The organism is Bradyrhizobium sp. 142, from assembly GCF_023074015.1.
Taxonomy (GTDB): domain Bacteria; phylum Pseudomonadota; class Alphaproteobacteria; order Rhizobiales; family Xanthobacteraceae; genus Bradyrhizobium.
On sequence record NZ_JADPKQ010000326.1, the window covers coordinates 36290 to 54528 of the forward strand.

General features: G+C 64.4%; 15 protein-coding genes. 4 read left to right on the plus strand and 11 right to left on the minus strand.

Annotated elements, in window-relative coordinates; all coding sequences use genetic code 11:
- Window position 1: 1 nt before the first annotated feature.
- The 6 genes from fsrB to IVA82_RS30520 form a co-directional block, all read right to left on the minus strand.
- Window positions 2–1291 (minus strand): siderophore utilization protein FsrB, encoded by a 1290-nt coding sequence (gene fsrB / locus IVA82_RS30495; protein WP_247382238.1) that lies wholly within the window; start codon window positions 1289–1291, stop codon window positions 2–4.
- A gap of 215 nt (window positions 1292–1506) precedes the next feature.
- Entirely contained in the window at window positions 1507–3495 is a 1989-nt protein-coding gene (locus IVA82_RS30500; RefSeq protein ID WP_247382328.1) for a TonB-dependent siderophore receptor, read from the minus strand.
- 583 nt (window positions 3496–4078) lie between these two features.
- Window positions 4079–4744, minus strand: a complete 666-nt coding sequence (locus tag IVA82_RS30505) for a methionine ABC transporter permease (protein ID WP_247382240.1) — start codon at window positions 4742–4744, stop codon at window positions 4079–4081.
- The gene (locus tag IVA82_RS30510; RefSeq protein WP_247493673.1) at window positions 4734–5786 is read right to left on the minus strand and encodes a methionine ABC transporter ATP-binding protein; all 1053 of its coding nucleotides are present in this window, start codon (window positions 5784–5786) and stop codon (window positions 4734–4736) included. Before IVA82_RS30510 ends, IVA82_RS30505 begins: the two co-directional genes overlap by 11 nt.
- A 321-nt stretch (window positions 5787–6107) precedes the next feature.
- Window positions 6108–7583, minus strand: coding sequence for a DASS family sodium-coupled anion symporter (locus IVA82_RS30515; RefSeq protein ID WP_148738466.1), 1476 nt, complete (start codon window positions 7581–7583; stop codon window positions 6108–6110).
- Window positions 7584–7749: 166 nt separating this feature from the next.
- Window positions 7750–8511 (minus strand): hypothetical protein, encoded by a 762-nt coding sequence (locus tag IVA82_RS30520; RefSeq protein WP_247493674.1) that lies wholly within the window; start codon window positions 8509–8511, stop codon window positions 7750–7752.
- A 62-nt stretch (window positions 8512–8573) separates the two neighbouring features.
- Here IVA82_RS30520 and nthA point away from each other — a divergent pair, with 62 nt between their 5' ends.
- Genes nthA through IVA82_RS30535 form a run of 3 tightly spaced genes read left to right on the plus strand, consistent with a single transcriptional unit; the run spans window position 8574 to window position 10233 of the window.
- Window positions 8574–9197 (plus strand): nitrile hydratase subunit alpha, encoded by a 624-nt coding sequence (gene nthA, locus IVA82_RS30525; RefSeq protein ID WP_247382247.1) that lies wholly within the window; start codon window positions 8574–8576, stop codon window positions 9195–9197.
- Window positions 9194–9853, plus strand: coding sequence for a nitrile hydratase subunit beta (nthB, locus tag IVA82_RS30530; protein WP_247382249.1), 660 nt, complete (start codon window positions 9194–9196; stop codon window positions 9851–9853). The genes nthA and nthB overlap by 4 nt, the downstream gene beginning before the upstream one ends.
- Window positions 9853–10233, plus strand: coding sequence for a nitrile hydratase accessory protein (locus IVA82_RS30535; RefSeq protein ID WP_247382250.1), 381 nt, complete (start codon window positions 9853–9855; stop codon window positions 10231–10233). The genes nthB and IVA82_RS30535 overlap by 1 nt, the downstream gene beginning before the upstream one ends.
- A 186-nt stretch (window positions 10234–10419) precedes the next feature.
- Here the strand turns inward: IVA82_RS30535 and queC are convergent, their stop codons facing one another.
- Window positions 10420–11133 (minus strand): 7-cyano-7-deazaguanine synthase QueC, encoded by a 714-nt coding sequence (gene queC, locus IVA82_RS30540; RefSeq protein ID WP_247382252.1) that lies wholly within the window; start codon window positions 11131–11133, stop codon window positions 10420–10422.
- Between the two features lie 140 nt (window positions 11134–11273).
- Between queC and mazG the strand changes: the two genes are divergently transcribed.
- A complete protein-coding gene (gene mazG, locus IVA82_RS30545) occupies window positions 11274–12125 on the plus strand; it encodes a nucleoside triphosphate pyrophosphohydrolase (RefSeq protein ID WP_247382254.1) in 852 nt (283 codons plus the stop codon).
- A gap of 152 nt (window positions 12126–12277) precedes the next feature.
- Here the strand turns inward: mazG and hflX are convergent, their stop codons facing one another.
- The 4 genes from hflX to IVA82_RS30565 all read right to left on the minus strand — a co-directional run bounded on the left by hflX (window position 12278) and on the right by IVA82_RS30565 (window position 17965).
- The gene (gene hflX / locus IVA82_RS30550) at window positions 12278–13657 is read right to left on the minus strand and encodes a GTPase HflX (RefSeq protein ID WP_247382256.1); all 1380 of its coding nucleotides are present in this window, start codon (window positions 13655–13657) and stop codon (window positions 12278–12280) included.
- Window positions 13658–13668: 11 nt separating this feature from the next.
- On the minus strand, window positions 13669–13917 hold the full coding sequence (gene hfq, locus IVA82_RS30555; protein ID WP_007591126.1) for an RNA chaperone Hfq: 249 nt from the start codon (window positions 13915–13917) through the stop codon (window positions 13669–13671).
- A gap of 251 nt (window positions 13918–14168) precedes the next feature.
- Complete coding sequence (locus tag IVA82_RS30560) at window positions 14169–15539, minus strand: sigma-54 dependent transcriptional regulator (protein ID WP_247382257.1); 1371 nt, start codon at window positions 15537–15539, stop codon at window positions 14169–14171.
- Between the two features lie 17 nt (window positions 15540–15556).
- A complete protein-coding gene (locus IVA82_RS30565) occupies window positions 15557–17965 on the minus strand; it encodes a PAS domain-containing sensor histidine kinase (protein WP_247382259.1) in 2409 nt (802 codons plus the stop codon).
- Between the last annotated feature and the right edge of the window lie 274 nt (window positions 17966–18239).

Genomic DNA, 18239 nt, shown 5'->3' on the forward strand with positions numbered 1-18239 from the left:
CCTACCCCGCCGGCGTGAGCTGCCGGTTCAGGCGTACCGCGGCGCCCTCACGTACGTGGACACGCGCGCGGCGCTTGCGCCACCAGATCACGACGCCGGTGACCGAGAGCGCCGCCACCACCAGGCCCATGATTGAGATCAGGATGCGGCCGAGCAGCCCGACGATGCGGCCCGAATGCAGCGGAAATTGCGCCTGCACGAAGAGATCGGCGGCGGTGCCGACCCAGGGCAGCTTTTCGCCGATCGGGCGCCCGTCCTCGCTGTCGTAGTAGAGCTGCGCCGGGCCGACGCCGCCGGCGCCGTGGTCGTCGCCGGGATGGAAGAAGGCCGCCGCATAGACGCCATGGGCGGGGCCGTAATTGATCGAGCCGACCGGAGTGGTCCACCCGCGCGCCTTGCCGTCGGCGGCGGCGCGCGCCGCGATGTCGGCAAAGGTGACTTTTGGCTCGATGGGGTCGTCGAGATCGCGGTACGGCCGCTGCTCATACGGCGTCGGCGTGTAGTTCGACACCATCTTCATCAGCGGCGAAAACACCTCGAAATAGAGGTTTAGCGAGAACGCCGTAAAGGCAATGACGAACAGCAGCCCCCAGGTCCAGAGGCTGAAAGCGCGGTGGATGTCGAAATTGATCCGGTAGGCGCTGCCGCTTGTCTTGATGGTCCAGGCCGGCGCCCAGCGCGCCCAGAAACCGCGATCAAGCTGACGTGTGACCTCAGGCGCCCGCGCCGCCTTAGCCCTGCGCCGGGACGGCAGCGTGAGATAGAAGCCAACGAAGCAGTCAATAGTCCAGATGATGGCGATCACGCCGAGCACGCGCATGCCCCAGCGGTCGCTGCCCCAGAACTCCGGAATGTGCATCGTGTAGTGCAGCTTGTAGAGGAACGAGACGAAGTTCTCCCGCGTCACCGGCCACACCGCGCCCCAATAGCGCCGGCCGAGCTCCACGCCCGTGTTGGGATCGAGGAAGATCTGGTTGTAATCGAGCGCGTAGCGCTTGCCGGTCACCGGGTCGATCCGCGGCATCACGAAGAACCACAGCGACTCGCCCTGCTCTGGCGTCATGAAGAGATAGACCACACGCGCCCTCGGATCGCGCTGCTCGATCAGCCTGGCGAGCTCGATGGAAGGAATCGCCGCGCCATTGCTCGTGACGTCGAACAGGCGCCGGTTCAGAACGTCGTCGATCTCATGATCCCAGGAGATGATCGCCCCGGTGATGCCGGAGAAGAACAGGAATCCTGCCGTGAGCAGTCCCGCCCAGCGATGCAACCTGCCGAATGTCGCTCTCATCGTCCTAATCCCGACTCAGACTCATGGTTCGAGACGCCCGCTTTGGGCAGGCTCCTCACCATGAGGGGCTGCGATCTGACCGCGAAGAACGACCTCATCCTGAGGAACCCGCCGATAGCGGGCGTCTCGAAGGATGTGCCGCGCGAAAGCCGTCTGCCGAATTGTCTTCCATATGCGATTGCTCTGCCCATTGACGGACCATCCTCACATCGCACTTACCAGCGGTAGGTCAGCTTACCGATCGCCTTGCGGCCCTCGGCGTAGTAGCAGCCCGACAGGCTGTAGCAGGCGGCGACGTAGCGCGTGTCGGCGAGATTGGTGACGTTCAGCGACAAGCGCCAGTTGTCCCTGGTGTAGGCCAGCAGCGCATCCAGCACGGTCGCGGATCCCACCTTGAACGTGTTGGCGTCATCGCCCCAGGTCGCGCCGACATAGCGGATGCCGCCGCCGAACTGGACGCCGGCGAGCGGCCCGCCCTGGAGCGTGTAGTCGCTCCATAGCGAGGCGCGGTTGAGCGGCACGGTGACCGGCGCCTTGCCGACATTGACCGGATCCTGCGTCAGCATGGCATCGACATAGGCGTAGGCGCCACGCAGGTTCCAGCCGTCGGCGAGCGACATCGTACCTTCGAGCTCGACGCCGCGCGATTTCACCTGGCCGATCTGCTCGGCGACGTTGGTTGCCGGCAGATAGACGACGACGTTGTCGCGCGTCAGATCGAAGGCGGCCAACGTGAACAGCGCATTCCAGCCGAGCGGCTGGTACTTGACGCCGACCTCGTACTGGACGCCGGTTTCGGGATTAAGCAACTCGCCGCCCGGGCCGGTCGCAAGGACCGGCAGGAACGACTCGGAATAGCTGAAATATGGCGCGATGCCGTTGTCGAAATTGTACATCACGGCGGCGCGGCCGGTGAACGCCGAGACATCCTTCGAGACGGACGTGTTGGAGACACCGCTGTCGACCTGCGTCGTCACGAAATCCTGGCGGCCGGCGAGCTGGAACGACAGCCGTCCGAGCCTGATCTGGTCCTGCGCATAAAGTCCGAGCTGCGATTGCTTGACACCGGTGTTGTCGCTCATGGCGCCGATGGTCCAGTCGTAACCGTAGACCGGGTTGAAGACGTTGATTTCAGGGGCCGAGGTGGTGACGCCAAACGCGGTGTCGCGGAACCTGGTGTTGCGATAGTCGATCCCGACCAGCGTGGTGTGGCTGAAAATGCCGGTGTTGAACTTGCCTTGCAGCTGATTGTCCACCGCGAAGGAGTTGATGTACGAGTTGCTATAGCTGCCGAAACGCGCAAGCTGGCCCGCGGCCTCGTTGGTATAGCCGGCACCGTAGAACACCTTCTCCTCGTTGTGCTGATAGGCGTAGCGCAGGTTCTGCCGGAACGTGATGTTGTCGGTGAAGTTGTGCGCGAGCTGGTAGCCGACGGTCGCGATCTCGGTGTTGAAGGCGTCGAAGCTCGGCACGCCGGCGAAGAACGAGACCGGGATGGTGCGGCCGTTGTTCGGCCACACCGTGCCTGATGCCGGCAGGAACTGTAGGCCCCACCCTGCCCGGTCCCGCTGGTAATTGGCCAGGAGCGTGATGGTCGTATCCTCGTTCGGCTTGATGGTGATGGCGGGCGCGATGAAGACGCGGTTGTCCTTGGTGAAGTCGACCTGGGTCTCGCCGTCGCGAACTACGCCGGTCAGGCGCCACAGCACGGTTCCTTCCTTGTTGGCGGGGCCGCCCATGTCGAACTGGCCCTGATAGCGGTTGAAGCTGCCGCCTGAGATCGAGGCTTCGCCGAACTGCTGCGCGGTCGGCAGCTTGGTGACGTAGTTGAGGATACCGCCGGTGCCGCTGCCGCCGTACATCGCCGATGACGGCCCCTTGAGAACCTCGAGGCGCTCGGCACCATAGGGATCGAGGCCGTTGAAGTGCACGTAGTTGCTGGATGGAATCCGCAAGCCGTCGACGTAGAGGCCTGACATGGTCGTGTCGAAGCCGCGGATCTGAAGGGCGCCGAAGCGCGTATCCGAACCGCCATTGACGTCGCCGCTGACGCCGGCGGTGTAGCGCAAGGCCTCGCCGATCGAGACCGCTCCCTGGTTTCGCACCTGGTCGGTGGTAACGACCGAAACCGACTGCGGGGTTTCGATCAGTGGCGTATCGGTCTTGGTGGCGGTGCCGCTCCGCGTCGCGACGAAACCGCGCACCGGACCATTGGCGCGTTCGCCGGTGCCGGAATTGGCTGTGGTCGCGCTGGGCGCGACTTGTTGCGCTGGAGCACGGCGGTTGGCGCGCGAGGTGCGTGTCGTCGCGCTCCGTCGCGACGAAGCAACCGCCGCCGGACGGGTGCGCTCACTCGGCGCATCGACGGTGACGGAGGGAAGCTGCGTCTGGGCCTGCGCGGAACCGACGGGGGCGCCGAGAGCAAGTACACCGACCGCTCCGAATAAAATCACCTGAAGCGGTCGAAGTCGCGTGTCGGAACGCGAAGGAAATTGCAAGTCTGTCACGTCTGCGAGGCCCCGCACTCTGCCGGCTTTGCCGGTATCGTTTTTGATGCCTCGGCCCTAACGCAGGCGTTTTCGGAGCGCGATAGGAACGGCGTTAGAATTTCTCCAGACATGTGCGCAGCATGTGCGACCAATGCGCCCATCGGCGAGCAACGCGCATCGCGCACCGCCGAGCGCTCTATCGGAGCTTAGTGTGTCCTGAATTTGGAATACCTCTAGACGGACAAGAGCCGTCGCACGTTCGCAACGTTGGACGCATTCCCAGGTGTTGGTCGTGCTGTCAGCGATGCCGGAGCCGGCGATTGACCCGGTGCGCCAGATAGTCGCCGGCGCTCTGGACCAGCTGCACCAGGGCAATCAGCACGACGACGACGGCCAGCATCATCTCCGGCATGAAGCGCTGGTAGCCGTAGCGGATGCCGAGATCGCCGAGCCCCCCGCCCCCGACGGCGCCGACCATGGCGGAGTAGCCGAGCAGGCTGACCACCGCGAGCGTCAGTGCCAGCAGCAGGCCCGGCAACGCTTCGGGGATTAGGACCTTGAAGACGATCTGAATCGGTGAGGCGCCGAATGAGGACGCGGTTTCGATCAGGCCGGCGTCGACCTCGCGGATCGCACCTTCGACCAGGCGTGCGATGAACGGCGTCGAGGCGATCGTCAGCGGCACGATCGCCGCCGTCGATCCGATCGAGGTGCCGGCAACGAGCCGCGTGAACGGGATGATAGCGACCACCAAGATGATGAAGGGCGTGGAGCGCGTCGCATTGACGACGATGCCGAGCGCGGCATTGACGACGGGTGCCGCGAACAGCTCGCCTTTGCGGCTGGTCGCGAGAAAGACACCGATCGGCAGGCCGAAGACGGTGCCGAGCAGCGCCGCGACCCCGACCATGAACAGGCTTTCGCCGGTGGCCTGGATGATCAGATTGATGAGTTCAGGCGACATGGCCGAGACACTCCGCCGAGAATTGATGTTGAGACAGCCAGGTGAGGGTCCGGCTCGCAGCGCCCTCGCCGCCGGGAATGCCAAGAGGAATTCCAAGAACCAGCGACCCCACATGCTGGCCGCCAATCTCGTCGATGCGAGCCGCCAGCAGCGACACGTCGAGGCCGAGCTCGCGGGCCAGCCGCGCAACCAGGGTGTCGCCGGCGCCTGCGCCGCGAACCTGGACGCGGATCACGGCCTGCCCGCCGGCAACCGGCTCCGGCACGATACGGCTCGCCAGCGACACCGGCAGGCTGTCGCCGATCGCCTCGGCCAGGAAGGATTGCGTGATCGGATGCTTGGGATGGGTGAAGATATCGGCGACATGGCCGCTTTCGACGGCATGGCCGGCGTCGAGCACCACGACTTCCTTCGCAAGCTGACGCACCACGGACATTTCATGCGTGATCAGCACGATGGTCACGCCAAGTTCGCGGTTGATGTTGGCGAGCAGATCGAGGATCGCGCGCGTGGTCTGCGGGTCGAGCGCCGAGGTCGCCTCGTCCGACAGCAGCACGCTCGGCCGCGTTGCGAGCGCACGGGCGATGCCGACCCGCTGCTTCTGGCCGCCCGAGAGTTCCGACGGATAGCGGTCGTGCTTGTCGGCGATTCCGACGAGGTCGAGCAATTCGGCCACCCGCGCGCGGATGTCGGCTTTGGCCCAGCCGGCGATCTCCAGCGGCAGTGCGACGTTGTCGGCCGCCGTGCGCGACGACAGCAGGTTGAAATGCTGGAAGATCATGCCGATGGAACGCTGCGCCAGCCGCAGCTCACGGCCGGCCAACGCCGAGATGTCACGGCCGTCGACGACGACGCGCCCCGTGGTTGGCTTCTCCAGCCCGTTGATCAGCCGAACCAGGCTCGACTTGCCTGCGCCGGAGCGGCCGATCACGCCGGTGATGGACCCGCGCGGAATCGCGAAGTCGATGCCTTGCAGCGCATTGACGCCGGGCTTGCCGCGATAGGCGGGATAGGTTTTTGAGATGCCAGCGAAACGGACCATTGCATCCGGCCGGGCGGCGGGTGAAATCGCCTCATGAGGTTCGACCGGCCGTCCGATCGCGACTGATTGGTGTGCGTTCATCTCTTTCACAGGGATCGCTGCTCGCACGCCGTGGCGGACGTAAGCAAGTCGCATCAGCGACGGAAGGAAGCGACAAGGCAGGCCGTTCCAGGGGAACGTTGCACCGCAGCATGCACTATCGCCCGATGCGGTCTCTCTTGCAATTTCAGATATTTGCGAGGAGTTGGACGAAGTTTTCCAAATCCCTCCCCGGCGAAGAAAATTCATCCGCCGGGGAGATGAGCCTACGGTCCGGCCTAGCTAGCGGACCATCTGCAACCACGGCAGCACGATCAGCAGCAGCCCGCCGAAATAAAGCAGCCCGAAGATCAGGCCAAAGCCCCAGAACTGCCCCTTCCCGATATAGCCGCTGCCGAAATACATCGGCGCCGGCCCGGTCGCGTAGGGCGAGATCACGCCCATCAGGCCGAGCGAATACATGCAGAGCATGGCGAGCGTCGTGACCGGCAGATCGGGGATGCCCGACCCGACCGCAAGCACCACCGGCAGCACGGCTGCGGCGTGCGAGGTGATGCTCGAGAAGAAATAATGGATCCAGAAGAACAGCGCGACCAGGAGGATCATCGCGGTCGACGGAGCGAGCCCGGCGAGCGGCTTTGCGTATTCGGTAGCGAACCACTTGATGAAGCCGATCTCGTTCAGGCCCGAGGCCAGCGTCAGCAGCGAGGTGAAGTAGAAGAACACCTCCCAGGCGCTCTTCTCGCTGACGATGTCGGCGAACTCGATCACTCCGGTCACCAGCATCAGCGAGATCACGATGAACACGACGGTAGTGGCATTGACGAAGTTCGAGCCGAGCACGGGTACACGGATGTCCGGGCTCGAGCCCGCAATCCACAGGAACATCGCCAGCGCGATCAGGCCCAGCATGATCCACTCGTTGCGCGACATCGGCCCCATCACCCCGAGCTCCTTGCCCGCCCATTCGGAGATTTCGGGGCTGCGCTTCACCTCCGGCCGGCACACCGCGTAGCTCAGCAGCGGCACCAGCACCATCAGAAGCAAGCCGAATGGCGCAAAGCCCATGAACCATTGGCCCCAGCTCACCTCGACGCCGACCGTCTTCTTGGCGATCGCGAGCGCGGCCGCATTGGGCGCGAGCGCGGTAAAGAACAGCGAGCTGGTGACCGCGGTCGACGCGAACGCGGTCCACATCACATAGGTGCCGATCCTGCCTGCGGTTGGTCCGGGCTCGGATCCGTAGATGCGCGGAATGTTGCTGATGATGGGATAGACGATGCCGCCGCTGCGCGCGGTGTTCGAGGGTGTTGCCGGTGCCAGCAGGAAGTCCGACATCGCCACCGCATAACCGAGGCCGAGCGTGTTGCCGCCGAGCTTTTGCACCAGCACCAGCGCGATGCGCCGGCCAAGCTGGCTCTTGCGATAGCCGATCGAGAACACGAAGGCGCCGACGATCAGCCAGACCGTGCTTTCGGCAAAGCCCGCCAGCATCCAGCGCAGCGACTTGGTCGGATCGGGGTCGATATAGCCACTGATGCCGGCGACCGTGAGCCCGATCAGGCCGACCGCGCCGACCGGCATCGATTCCAGAATGAGCCCGGTGATGACCGCGGCAAAGATGGCAAAATAGTGCCACTGGTTGGCATTGAGCCCGGCGGGCACGGGCCACAGAAAGATCGCCAGCCACACCGCCAGCGGCGCAATCAGCTTCCAGCGGAACCCTTTCGCCTCAGGCGCGGTTGAACTCGCCGTCATGGGCCTTCCCCCTCAATTTCAATGGCGTTTGACCGGCTCGTTGACGGGCCGCTTTTTGTCCCAGCGCCGCGTATACGGACTGTCCGGGGCGCGATCAATGGCTGGCTTGGCATTGATGCCGTCATAGCCGGCCAAGGCAATCTCCCAGTTCTTGCCGGTCTTGTCGCTACAGATGGCCCGTTCGCCGATGCTCCGGTTGCGCACCGGGCGCCGGAAAGCGGATCGTGGTTCCGAGCGTGATCCAGTTGGAATTCGCGCCGGTGATGTTCCGGCCATAGATCAGATCGATGGAGAAGATCTCGTTGGGCCGGTAGCGCACGCCGCTCTGAAATCGCGGCTGCACCACGCTTGCGATCTCCGACGCTCCGGCCTGGCCGTACCCCTCGATCGTCCACTGCAACGTGTCGGTGAATTTCCAGTCGAAGCTGATGCCGTAGGTCAGGTAGTGACGATCGACCGTGCGATCCCAGAGCCAGCCGCCATTGATATTGACGCGCATGGTTTCGGACAGGCGAAAGGTCGCGGGAATGACGGCAAAGGCGGACAGGTTTTCGCCGGTCGCCGCATCGAAGGAGCCGCCGGCATAGGCGGACAATCCCCACCTGCCGATCCCCGTTGGAACGAAATTCGTTTTGGCCTTGGGAGCAACCGTCGTGCTCCAGTCACCATCGCTGCGGGCGCGGTTGGTGTTGAGGCTGAGCTCGATCGGCCTAAAGGGATCGACGACGCAGGACGGGTTGGCAACGGCCGAAAAGTCAGTGTTTGTGGCCGCCGACATCCAGCTTTCGACCTTGCACGAGCCGACCTCGGAAATATCCGCCGCATCGACCGCATAGGCGCCATTCGCAGCATGCGCCGCTTGAGCGGCAAGCCACGTCATTGCCGCGCAAGCTGCAGCCAATCCGATCCGTCCAGCCTCGAAGCCCATGTGACCATGCTAGCAGAGTCTTCGCCTCGACAACGCCTGGATTCTGGGACTATCTTCGCCGCATGAGCGACCATCATCATCACGACCACGATCATTCCGACCTGTCCGAGACCGAGCTGCGCGTGCGCGCGCTCGAGACGATCCTGACCGAAAAAGGCTACGTCGAGCCGGCCGCGCTTGATGCCATCATCCAGGCTTATGAGACCAAGATCGGTCCGCACAACGGCGCGCGCGTCGTTGCCAGGGCCTGGAGCGATCCGGCCTTCAAGGCAGCGTTGCTGGAGGATGGCTCCAAGGCGATCGGCACGCTCGGCCATGTCAGCCGCGTCGGCGACCATCTCGTCGTGATCGAGAACACGCCGCAGCGGCATAACATGGTCGTGTGCACGCTGTGCTCCTGCTACCCCTGGGAAATGCTCGGGCTGCCGCCGGTCTGGTACAAAGCCGCGCCCTACCGCTCGCGCGCGGTGAAGGACCCGCGCGGCGTGCTCGCCGATTTCGGCGTCACGGTGCCGAAGGATACGGAAATCCGGGTGTGGGATTCGACCGCTGAGACGCGCTTTTTGGTGCTGCCGATGCGGCCCGAAGGCACCGAAGGCTGGAGCGAGGAGCAGCTCGCCCAGCTCGTCACCCGCGATTCCATGATCGGGACCGGCTTTCCCAAGAAGCCCGGAGCGCCGTCGTGAACGGCGTGCACGACATGGGCGGCATGGACGGGTTCGGCAAGGTCGAGCCCGAGCCCAACGAGCCGACCTTCCACGCCGACTGGGAAGCACGCGTGCTGGCGATGGTGCGTGCGATGGGCGCCGCCGGGGCATTCAACATCGACACCTCGCGGTTCTATCGCGAGACGCTGCCGCCGCATGTCTATCTGTCGAGCTCCTATTACCAGAAATGGTTCCTCGGGCTTGAGGAGATGCTGCTCGCCAAGGGTTACCTCGCCAAGGAGGACGTCGCGGCTGGCCACGCAGTGCAGCCGGCGAAGCCGCTCAAGCACGGCAAGTTAAATGTCGAGGACGTCGAGCGCACAATGGTGCGCGGAAAATTCGCGCGGCCTGCCCCGGCGCCCGCCAAATTCAAGATCGGCGACCGCGTGCGCGCCAGGAACATTCACCCAGCGACGCACACCCGGCTGCCGCGCTATGTGCGCGGCCATGTCGGCGTGGTCGAGCTGAACCACGGCTGTCACGTCTTTCCGGATTCGGCGGCGATGGAGCTCGGCGAAAATCCGCAATGGCTTTACACGGTCGTGTTCGAAGGCCGCGATCTCTGGGGCGCGGACGGTGATCCGACCTCGAAAATATCGATCGACGCGTTCGAGCCGTATCTGGATCTGGCGTGATGAGCGGCATACTTGCCGCCGCTGCGACGGCGGCCATACCGAGCATTCCGCGCGACGACGACGGCCCGGTGTTCCGCGCGCCCTGGGAGGCCCACGCGTTCGCGATGGCGCTGACGCTGCACGAGAGCGGCGTGTTCACCTGGACCGAATGGGCCGCGGCTCTCGCCGACGAGATCAAGCGCGCGCAGGCCGCCGGCGATCCCGACACCGGCGAGACCTATTATCTGCACTGGCTCGCCACGCTGGAAGGACTGGTTGCACGTAAGGGCGTTGCCTCATCGGAAACGCTGCACCGCTACCGCGACGCCTGGGACCACGCTGCCGACCGCACCCCGCACGGCAAGCCGATCGAGCTGCGGCCGGAAGATTTTGCGAGGTAGTCTTTCGCGTGCGCGCCGTGTTGTGTGGGCGCTGTCGCCTCAACCAACGCTGTCATTCCCCCGCGAAGGCGGGGAATCCAGTACGCCGCGGCCTCTCCGTATCCTCGCACCGTCTCTGGAATACTGGATCACCCGCCTTCGCGGGTGATGACGGCGGAGATGGCAGGAACAGCGGAGGCAAACGCACTACGTCCGCGCCACATACTCCCGCCACCCCTTCGCCCGCAGGCTGCACGCCGGGCACTCCCCGCAGCCATAGCCCCACTCATGCTGGGCGCCGCGTTCGCCGAGATAGCAGGTGTGCGACCGCTCGCGGATGAGATCGACCAGTCCGTCGCCGCCGAGGTCATGCGCGAGCTTCCAGGTCGCGGCCTTGTCGATCCACATCAACGGCGTGTGCAGCTCGAATTGTCTCGCCATCCCGAGCGAGAGCGCGGTCTGCATGGCCCGGATGGTCTCGTCGCGGCAATCGGGATAGCCGGAATAATCGGTCTCGCACATGCCGCCGACGATATGGGTGATGCCGCGCCGGTAGGCCAGCGCCGCGGCGAAGGTCAGGAACACCAGATTGCGGCCGGGTACGAAGGTGTTGGGCAGGCCGTCGGCGCCCATCGCGATCGCGACATCCCGCGTCAACGCCGTATCGGAGATCGCGGCCAGTGTCGGGATCGACAGCGTGTGGCTCTCGCCGAGCTTGTCCGCCCAATCGGCGCGCAGCGTCTTGACGCCTGCGAACAGGCTGTCACGGCAAGCGAGCTCGATCGCATGGCGCTGGCCGTAGTCGAACCCCAGTGTTTCCACGCGCGCGAAGCGGCTCAAGGCCCAGGCGAGGCAGGTGGTGGAGTCCTGGCCGCCGGAAAACAGCACCAGCGCGGTTTCGGATGAAAATGCGTCACTCATGGCCCCGCGCTTTAGCACTGCGGACGCTGCTCGCCAATCTGACCCGCCAATCGGTGGAAATCGGTCCGTTCCGCCGGCTTGCGCTGGGAACGGCGGACCGCTTTTGGCATAAGTCTCAAGACCCAGGAGACCACCCCGCAATGACCCCTTCCCGCGACATTTCCCGCTTGATCGAGATCATGGCGGCGCTGCGCACGCCGGTGACCGGCTGCCCCTGGGACCTCGAGCAGAACTTTTCGACGATCGCGCCCTACACCATCGAGGAAGCCCATGAAGTGGTCGACGCGATCGACCGCGGCGATCTCGACGATTTGCGCGAGGAGCTTGGCGATCTGCTGCTCCAGGTCGTGTTCCATGCCCAGATGGCGGAGGAGCAGAACGCGTTCGCCTTCGGCGACGTCGTCGAGGCCATCACCCGCAAGATGATCCGGCGCCACCCCCACGTCTTCGCCGACAAGGATGGCAATCTCGCCTCCTCCCACGTCAAGGAAGTCTGGGACCGCATCAAGGCCGAGGAAAAGGCCGAGCGCGCCGCGCGCCGGCCGCCGGAGCAGACCTCGCACAAATCGCTGCTTTCGGGCGTGAAGGCCGGCCAGCCGGCGCTGACCCGCGCCATGGAGCTCCAGCGCAAGGCCTCGAGCGTCGGCTTCGACTGGAACGATCCGCGCGCGGTGCTGCAAAAGATCCGCGAGGAAGCCGACGAGATCGAGGCGGCGCTCGACCGCAACGACAAGCAGGAGCTGGCGGAAGAGACCGGCGACCTGATATTCGCGCTGGTCAACCTCGCCCGCCACGTCGACGCGGATCCGGAAGCCGCGCTGCGCGCGACCAACGCGAAATTCGAACGCCGCTTTGCGTTTATCGAACGGGCGCTGGAGGCGCAGGGTCGAACGCTGGATCAGGCGTCGCTGGCGGAGATGGATGCGCTGTGGAACGCGGCGAAGGGGAACGAGAAGCCGGCGTCAGAAGGGTGCACGGAACCTCCCCGCTAACTCAGTTGTCGTCCTGGCGAAAGCCAGGATCCATTACCCCGGCTGCATATCGTTGAAGTACGTCGGAGCCACAAGCGTGCCAATTTCTTGCCACTTGTGGCAATGGATCCCGGATCTGCGCTTACGCTTGTCCGGGACGACGTGGGGAGAGATCACGCCACGCGCGGCACGGCGTCGAACCGGTTGACCACGATATCCCGCTTGGTCTCATCCACCCGCACCGTCATGTCGAAGCGGCCGTCGTGCAGCTCTTTCGCCAGGACCTCGGCATTGCGATGCAGCCAGCTGATGCCGGCCCCGTCGGCGGCATCGATCGACAGATCGAGCGTGGTGCGTTTGGCGGCGAGCCGCTCCTCGATCGCGGCAAGCAGCGCATCGATCCCCTCGCCTGACACGGCGGAGACCAGCATCGCCGGATGATCCTCCGGCCTGCGCGCGGCGATGTTCAGGAGCTCCTCGCGCTGCTCCGCGCCATAACGATCGATTTTGTTCCAGACCTCGATGATACGGCCGGAATCGTCGGGGTTAATACCGAGCTGGCGCAGCACCGCATCGACGTCGCTCTGCTGCGCCTCGGCGTCCTCATGCGAGATGTCGCGAACATGCAGGATGACGTCGGCCTCTAGCACCTCCTCCAGCGTGGCGCGGAACGCAGCGACGAGTTGCGTCGGCAGATTGGAGATGAAGCCGACGGTGTCTGACAGCATCGCCTTGCCACCATGCGGCAGGCTGAGCGCGCGCAGGGTCGGATCGAGGGTTGCGAACAGCATGTCGGCAGCCTGCACGTCGGCGCGCGTCAGGCGGTTGAACAGCGTCGACTTGCCGGCATTGGTGTAGCCAACCAGCGCCACGACGCGATAAGGCACGCGCTGACGCCCGGCGCGGTGCAGGCGCCGTGTGGCCTGAACCTTCTTCAGTTCGCCTTCGAGTTTGGAGATGCGCTCTTGGATCAGGCGGCGGTCGGCTTCGATCTGGGTCTCGCCGGGACCGCCCATGAATCCGAAGCCGCCACGCTGGCGTTCGAGATGGGTCCAGGAGCGTACGAGCCGCGAGCGCTGGTAGTTGAGGTGCGCGAGCTCGACCTGGAGCGAGCCTTCCTTGGTCTTGGCGCGGCGGCCGAAGATTTCGAGGATCAGGCCGGTGCGGTCGAGCACCTTTGCTTGCAACTCCTTCTCGAGATTGCGCTGCTGGATCGGCGCAAGCGCGCAATCCATCACCACGAGCTCGACATCGAGGCTCTTGGCAAGCGCCGCGATCTCCTCGACCTTGCCCTTGCCGATATAGGTGGCGGGGCGGATCTGGCTGATCGGCGCGATAATGGCATCCGCGATGACGAGATCGATGGCGCGCGCAAGGCCGGCGGCTTCGTCGAGCCGGGCCTGGGCGTCGCGCAGCACGTGACTCTCCGTTTGCGTGTCGGCACTGCCCGCGCGCACCCGCAAATAGGGGCCGATGACAAGCACCCGCCTCGTCTGCTTAGCCCCGGCCGACCGTGGACGGTCGGCCTCCCCGTCGAAATTCCGGGGTTCCAATCAGATCACTCTCAAGCCGGCTGATCCTCGCCACCTTCGAACAACTGGATCGGAGCGCCAGGCATGATGGTCGAGATCGCATGCTTGTAGACCAGCTGCGAGTGACCGTCACGCCGAAGCAGCAAACAGAAATTGTCGAACCAGGTCACGATGCCCTGGAGCTTCACTCCGTTGACCAGAAAGATCGTCAGTGGCGTCTTGGTTTTGCGAACGTGATTAAGGAAGGTGTCCTGCAGGTTTTGTGCGCGGTCTGCCGCCATTGTTTTTTTCTCGCTTTGAGTTTCTTTTTATTGCGCCGGTTGCGGCCCTCTCTTGCAAATTGTGGGGCCTCGTCCGGTTGCCGTTCCTCATGAGATCCCCCTCGGAGGGACAGCATCACGATTAGAGGACAGGTCAGGTTATTAGGCAAGCTGCTTCACGTGCCAGCCCACGTCGTATTGCCCCGAAAAACTACGGAAATCGATGATTTTTCCCGCTTAATGCTCAGCTGTGGGCTGCAGCGTGGCGTCCTTCAACCGACGCCAAGCGCTTTTAGCTTCCGGTGCAACGCCGAGCGTTCCATGCCAACGAACTCCGCCGTGCGAGAAATATTTCCTGAAAAACGGCTGATCTGGGCAATCAAATAGTCGCGCTCGAACACTTCGCGCGCCTCGCGAAGCGGCAGGCCCATGATGTGCTCGCCATTGTTGCTGGTCGGCATCGCCGGCACCATCGAGCCGACGTCCTGCGGCAGCATGTCCGCGGTGATGATCACCTCCGGCCCGCCGGCGGCGAGAATCATGACTCTCTCAACATTGTTGCGGAGCTGGCGCACATTGCCCGGCCAGACATGGGATTGCAGCACTGCCATCGCATCCTGCCCGATCTGGCGCCTGGGCAGGCCGCTGCCGGCCGAAATCTGCTCCATGAAATAGTCGATCAGTTCCGGAATGTCCTCGCGCCGCTCCGACAGCGCCGGCACGCGGATCGGCACGACCGAAAGGCGATGGTAGAGGTCCTCGCGGAAATGACCCGCCGCGATCTCCTCCTCCAGGTTGCGCGCGGTGGACGAGATGATGCGCACGTCGACCTGGACCTTGCCGGCGCCGCCGACACGCTGGAACGACTGCTCGACCAGCACGCGCAGGATCTTGTTCTGGGTCTCACGCGGCATGTCCGCGATCTCGTCGATGAACAACGTGCCGCCATGGGCTTCCTCGAGCGCGCCCGGCTTTCGCGGGTGCTCGCCGTTGGACTGCTCGATGCCGAACAACTCGTGCTCCATGCGCTCGGGCGTGATCGCGGCGGCGTTGATCACGACGAACGGGCCATCGGCGCGGCCCGAGGCCATATGCAGCGTACGGGCGGTTAATTCCTTGCCGGCGCCGGCAGGGCCGACGATCAGGATGCGGCTGTTGGCCTTGGCCGCGCGTTCGATGGTCTGGCGCAGCTGGTTCATGCTGGGCGAGCGGCCGACGAGCGAGCTTGCGCTCGGTGCGAGCTGCTTCAGTTCCTTGACCTCGCGCTTGAGCCGCGAGTTCTCCAGCGCCCTCGTCGCGACCAGGATCAGCCGGTCGGCCTTGAACGGCTTCTCAATGAAATCGTAGGCGCCGCGCTTGATTGCAGCGACCGCGGTCTCGATGTTGCCGTGACCGGAGATCATCACCACCGGCAGATCGGCATTGTCCTTCTTGACCTGCTCCAGCAGTTGCAAGCCGTCGAGCTTGGAGCCCTGGAGCCAGATGTCGAGGAACACCAGATGCGGCCTGCGGTTCGCGATCTCGGCCAGCGCCGTGTCGCTGTCGCGCGCGGTCCGCGTGACGAACCCCTCGTCTTCGAGAATGCCCGCAACGAGATCCCGAATATCGGCCTCATCGTCGACAATCAGAATTTCACTAGCCATGGGTCGCGCCTGTCTTGTCAGAGGCCTGTTGAGGCTTCGATCTTCGTTGAATCATTGGTCTTTTCTTCCGGCTCTTTGGTTCCGGCAGCCGTCTGTTTTGTTTCCGGGTCCTTGGCGATCTCCGTGACCGCTTCCGTCGTTTCCTTGGTCATTTCTCCGGCGGCCGGCGCCTGCTCGGCCGCTTCGGCCTTGGCGGGATGGCCGGAGATCGCAAAGCGCATCCGCATCCAGGCGCCGCGCTGGCCTTCGCGGAAGTCGGAGGCGTCCTTCAACTCGATGCGGCCGCCATGGTCTTCCAGCACGCGGCCGACGATTGCAAGCCCGAGGCCCGTGCCCTTGGCGCGCGTCGTGACATACGGCTCGAGCAGACGCGAACGCGCGACCTTGGGCAGGCCGATACCATTGTCGATGACGTCGATCAGCACGTCCTCGCCTTGGCGCGACACCACGACGTCGATGCGGCCCTTGCCATTGTCCCTGCCGAGTTCCTCCGGCGGGACCTGCTCGATCGCCTCGGTGGCGTTCTTGACGATGTTGGTGACCGCCTGCGAGATCAGCCGCCGGTCGAACTGGGCGCGCAGCGGATCCTCCTTGAATTCAGCCTCGATATCGATCTCGGGATGGGCGACCTTCATCAGGAACACCGCCTGCCGTACGGTGTCGGCGACGTCCTCGCCCTCCATCACCGGCTTCGGCATGCGCGCAAAGCGCGAGAACTCGTCGACCATGCGCCGGATGTCGTCGACCTGGCGCACGATGGTGTCGGTGCACTGCTCGAAGATCTGCTTGTCCTTCTCCTCGGTGATGGACTTGCCGAACTTGCGGCGGATGCGCTCGGCCGAGAGCTGGATCGGGGTCAGCGGGTTCTTGATCTCGTGCGCGATGCGGCGCGCCACGTCGCCCCAGGCCGAGGTCCGCTGTGCCGAGACGAGGTCGGTGATGTCGTCGAGCGTGATGATGTAGCTGTCGTGCGGCTGGCTGGTCTTCTCGGCGCTGACACGGACCGACAGATTGCGCTCCTGCCCGTCGCGCGTGATCGTGATCTGGCCCTGCACAAGGCGCTGGGTCCCTTCCCGCGCCGCCTTCATCATCTCGTCGAGCTCGGGCAGGACGTCGGAGAGCGGATGGCCGAGCGTCTCTGCTTCGGAGTGCCCGATCAGCTTCTCGGCGGATCGGTTGAGGATTCCGACGCTGCCCGACGTGTCGACACCGATGATGCCGGCGCTCGCCGAGGACAGCACGGCCTCGATGAAGCGGCGTCGGCTGTCGATGAGATCGCTGGCATTGACGAGCTCGTCGCGCTGGCTGCGCAACTCCTGCGTCATCTTGTTGAAGGTCTCACCCAGCTGCGCGAGGTCCCCTTCCGACTGGTGCACCGGCACCTTGACGTTGAGGTCGCCGGTCGAGACCGTGTGGGCCGCGTTCATCAGCCGCCGGATCGGCGCCACCAGCGAGTTGGCGAAGTTCAGGCCGATCAGCACCGAAGCCATCAGGATGGTCAGCGCGATCACCGCGAACATCAGCGCAAAGGCAACCTGGATGCCGAGCCTGCGCGACTCGATCTGGGCATATTCGGCGACGCTGACCTCGGTCTGCTTGAGCTGATTGACGACGTTCGGATCAAGCGGCCGCGCCACATAGAGGAAAGTGTCGCTGAACGCCCGCAGCCGGATCACCGCGGCGACGAAGCTGGCGTCCGGCAGCACGGCGATCTCGGGCTCGGACTCGTTGACGTTGCTGAGGAAGTCCGGTGCAGGCGGCGAATAGGCTAGCCGCATGCCGGTGTCGGCGGATTCCAGGATGTTGGTGTTCTTGTCGATGATCATCGCCCCCGGCAGGTTGCGGGAGCTGGCGCTGGCCGCCAACATTTCGCGAAACGACCGGCGATCCTGGTCGTAGAGCGGCCGGGCATGGGCGATGTCGTTGGCCATGCCGAGAATGTCGCCGCGGATCAGCTGCGCATGATCCTGCATGTAGGCCCGCGCGATCGTCAGCGAATTCTGGATCACCTCCTTGGTCGGTCCGGAGAACAGCCGGTCGAGGCCGCGCTCGAGGGTGACGTTGGCAACGACCGCGACCATCACCGCCGGCAGCACCGCCACGATCGAGAACAGGCTGACGATCTGGACATGCAGGCGTGCCGCCGCCCTGCCCCGCCGTCGCGCCAAGATCAGCTGCCAGAGTTCGCGGACGATGATCCCAACCAGGAGGAGGATCGTGGCCGCATTGACCAGATAGAAGGTCCGAACGACCTCCGGCGTAGGCTCGATGTTCGTCAGTCCGGTCAGGACCAGGAAGGTCAGGAACGCCGACAGCAGCGCCAGCGCCACGGCAAAAGGCGCCAGCCAGCGCCGCAGCGACCAGCGCCGGGGCTCTTCGGCTGGGGCCGTGTCAAAGGATGCGGCCGAGGGATCTGCGCTGGTCATTCCGGCAATGAGGTGCTGAAAACGGGGATCCGCAAGCGGCGGATACTGATGTATTCCTACCACAATGTTGCCAAATTGCGACAATTCCGCGGCACCTCCATCGCGACGGACCGGCGCATCCACAAGGAGTTCACCGGTCACCGGGAACGGTTTTCCGCCGTTACGGCTTACTCCTTATGCAGAGGTTCTTCCTTGCGATGATGGTCTTTGCCGTTCTGCTGCTGATCGTGGCCGCGGACCTCCTGGTCAACGGGCCCGTCCTGCATCAACCATC

Coding starts and splice junctions, on each gene's coding strand:
- fsrB (WP_247382238.1), bottom strand. CDS start 1,291: ATGAGAGCGACATTCGGCAGGTTGCATCGCTGGGCGGGACTGCTCACG.
- IVA82_RS30505 (WP_247382240.1), bottom strand. CDS start 4,744: ATGTCGCCTGAACTCATCAATCTGATCATCCAGGCCACCGGCGAAAGC.
- IVA82_RS30510 (WP_247493673.1), bottom strand. CDS start 5,786: ATGGTCCGTTTCGCTGGCATCTCAAAAACCTATCCCGCCTATCGCGGC.
- IVA82_RS30515 (WP_148738466.1), bottom strand. CDS start 7,583: ATGACGGCGAGTTCAACCGCGCCTGAGGCGAAAGGGTTCCGCTGGAAG.
- IVA82_RS30520 (WP_247493674.1), bottom strand. CDS start 8,511: ATGGGCTTCGAGGCTGGACGGATCGGATTGGCTGCAGCTTGCGCGGCA.
- nthA (WP_247382247.1), top strand. CDS start 8,574: ATGAGCGACCATCATCATCACGACCACGATCATTCCGACCTGTCCGAG.
- IVA82_RS30535 (WP_247382250.1), top strand. CDS start 9,853: ATGAGCGGCATACTTGCCGCCGCTGCGACGGCGGCCATACCGAGCATT.
- queC (WP_247382252.1), bottom strand. CDS start 11,133: ATGAGTGACGCATTTTCATCCGAAACCGCGCTGGTGCTGTTTTCCGGC.
- mazG (WP_247382254.1), top strand. CDS start 11,274: ATGACCCCTTCCCGCGACATTTCCCGCTTGATCGAGATCATGGCGGCG.
- hfq (WP_007591126.1), bottom strand. CDS start 13,917: ATGGCGGCAGACCGCGCACAAAACCTGCAGGACACCTTCCTTAATCAC.
- IVA82_RS30560 (WP_247382257.1), bottom strand. CDS start 15,539: ATGGCTAGTGAAATTCTGATTGTCGACGATGAGGCCGATATTCGGGAT.
- IVA82_RS30565 (WP_247382259.1), bottom strand. CDS start 17,965: ATGACCAGCGCAGATCCCTCGGCCGCATCCTTTGACACGGCCCCAGCC.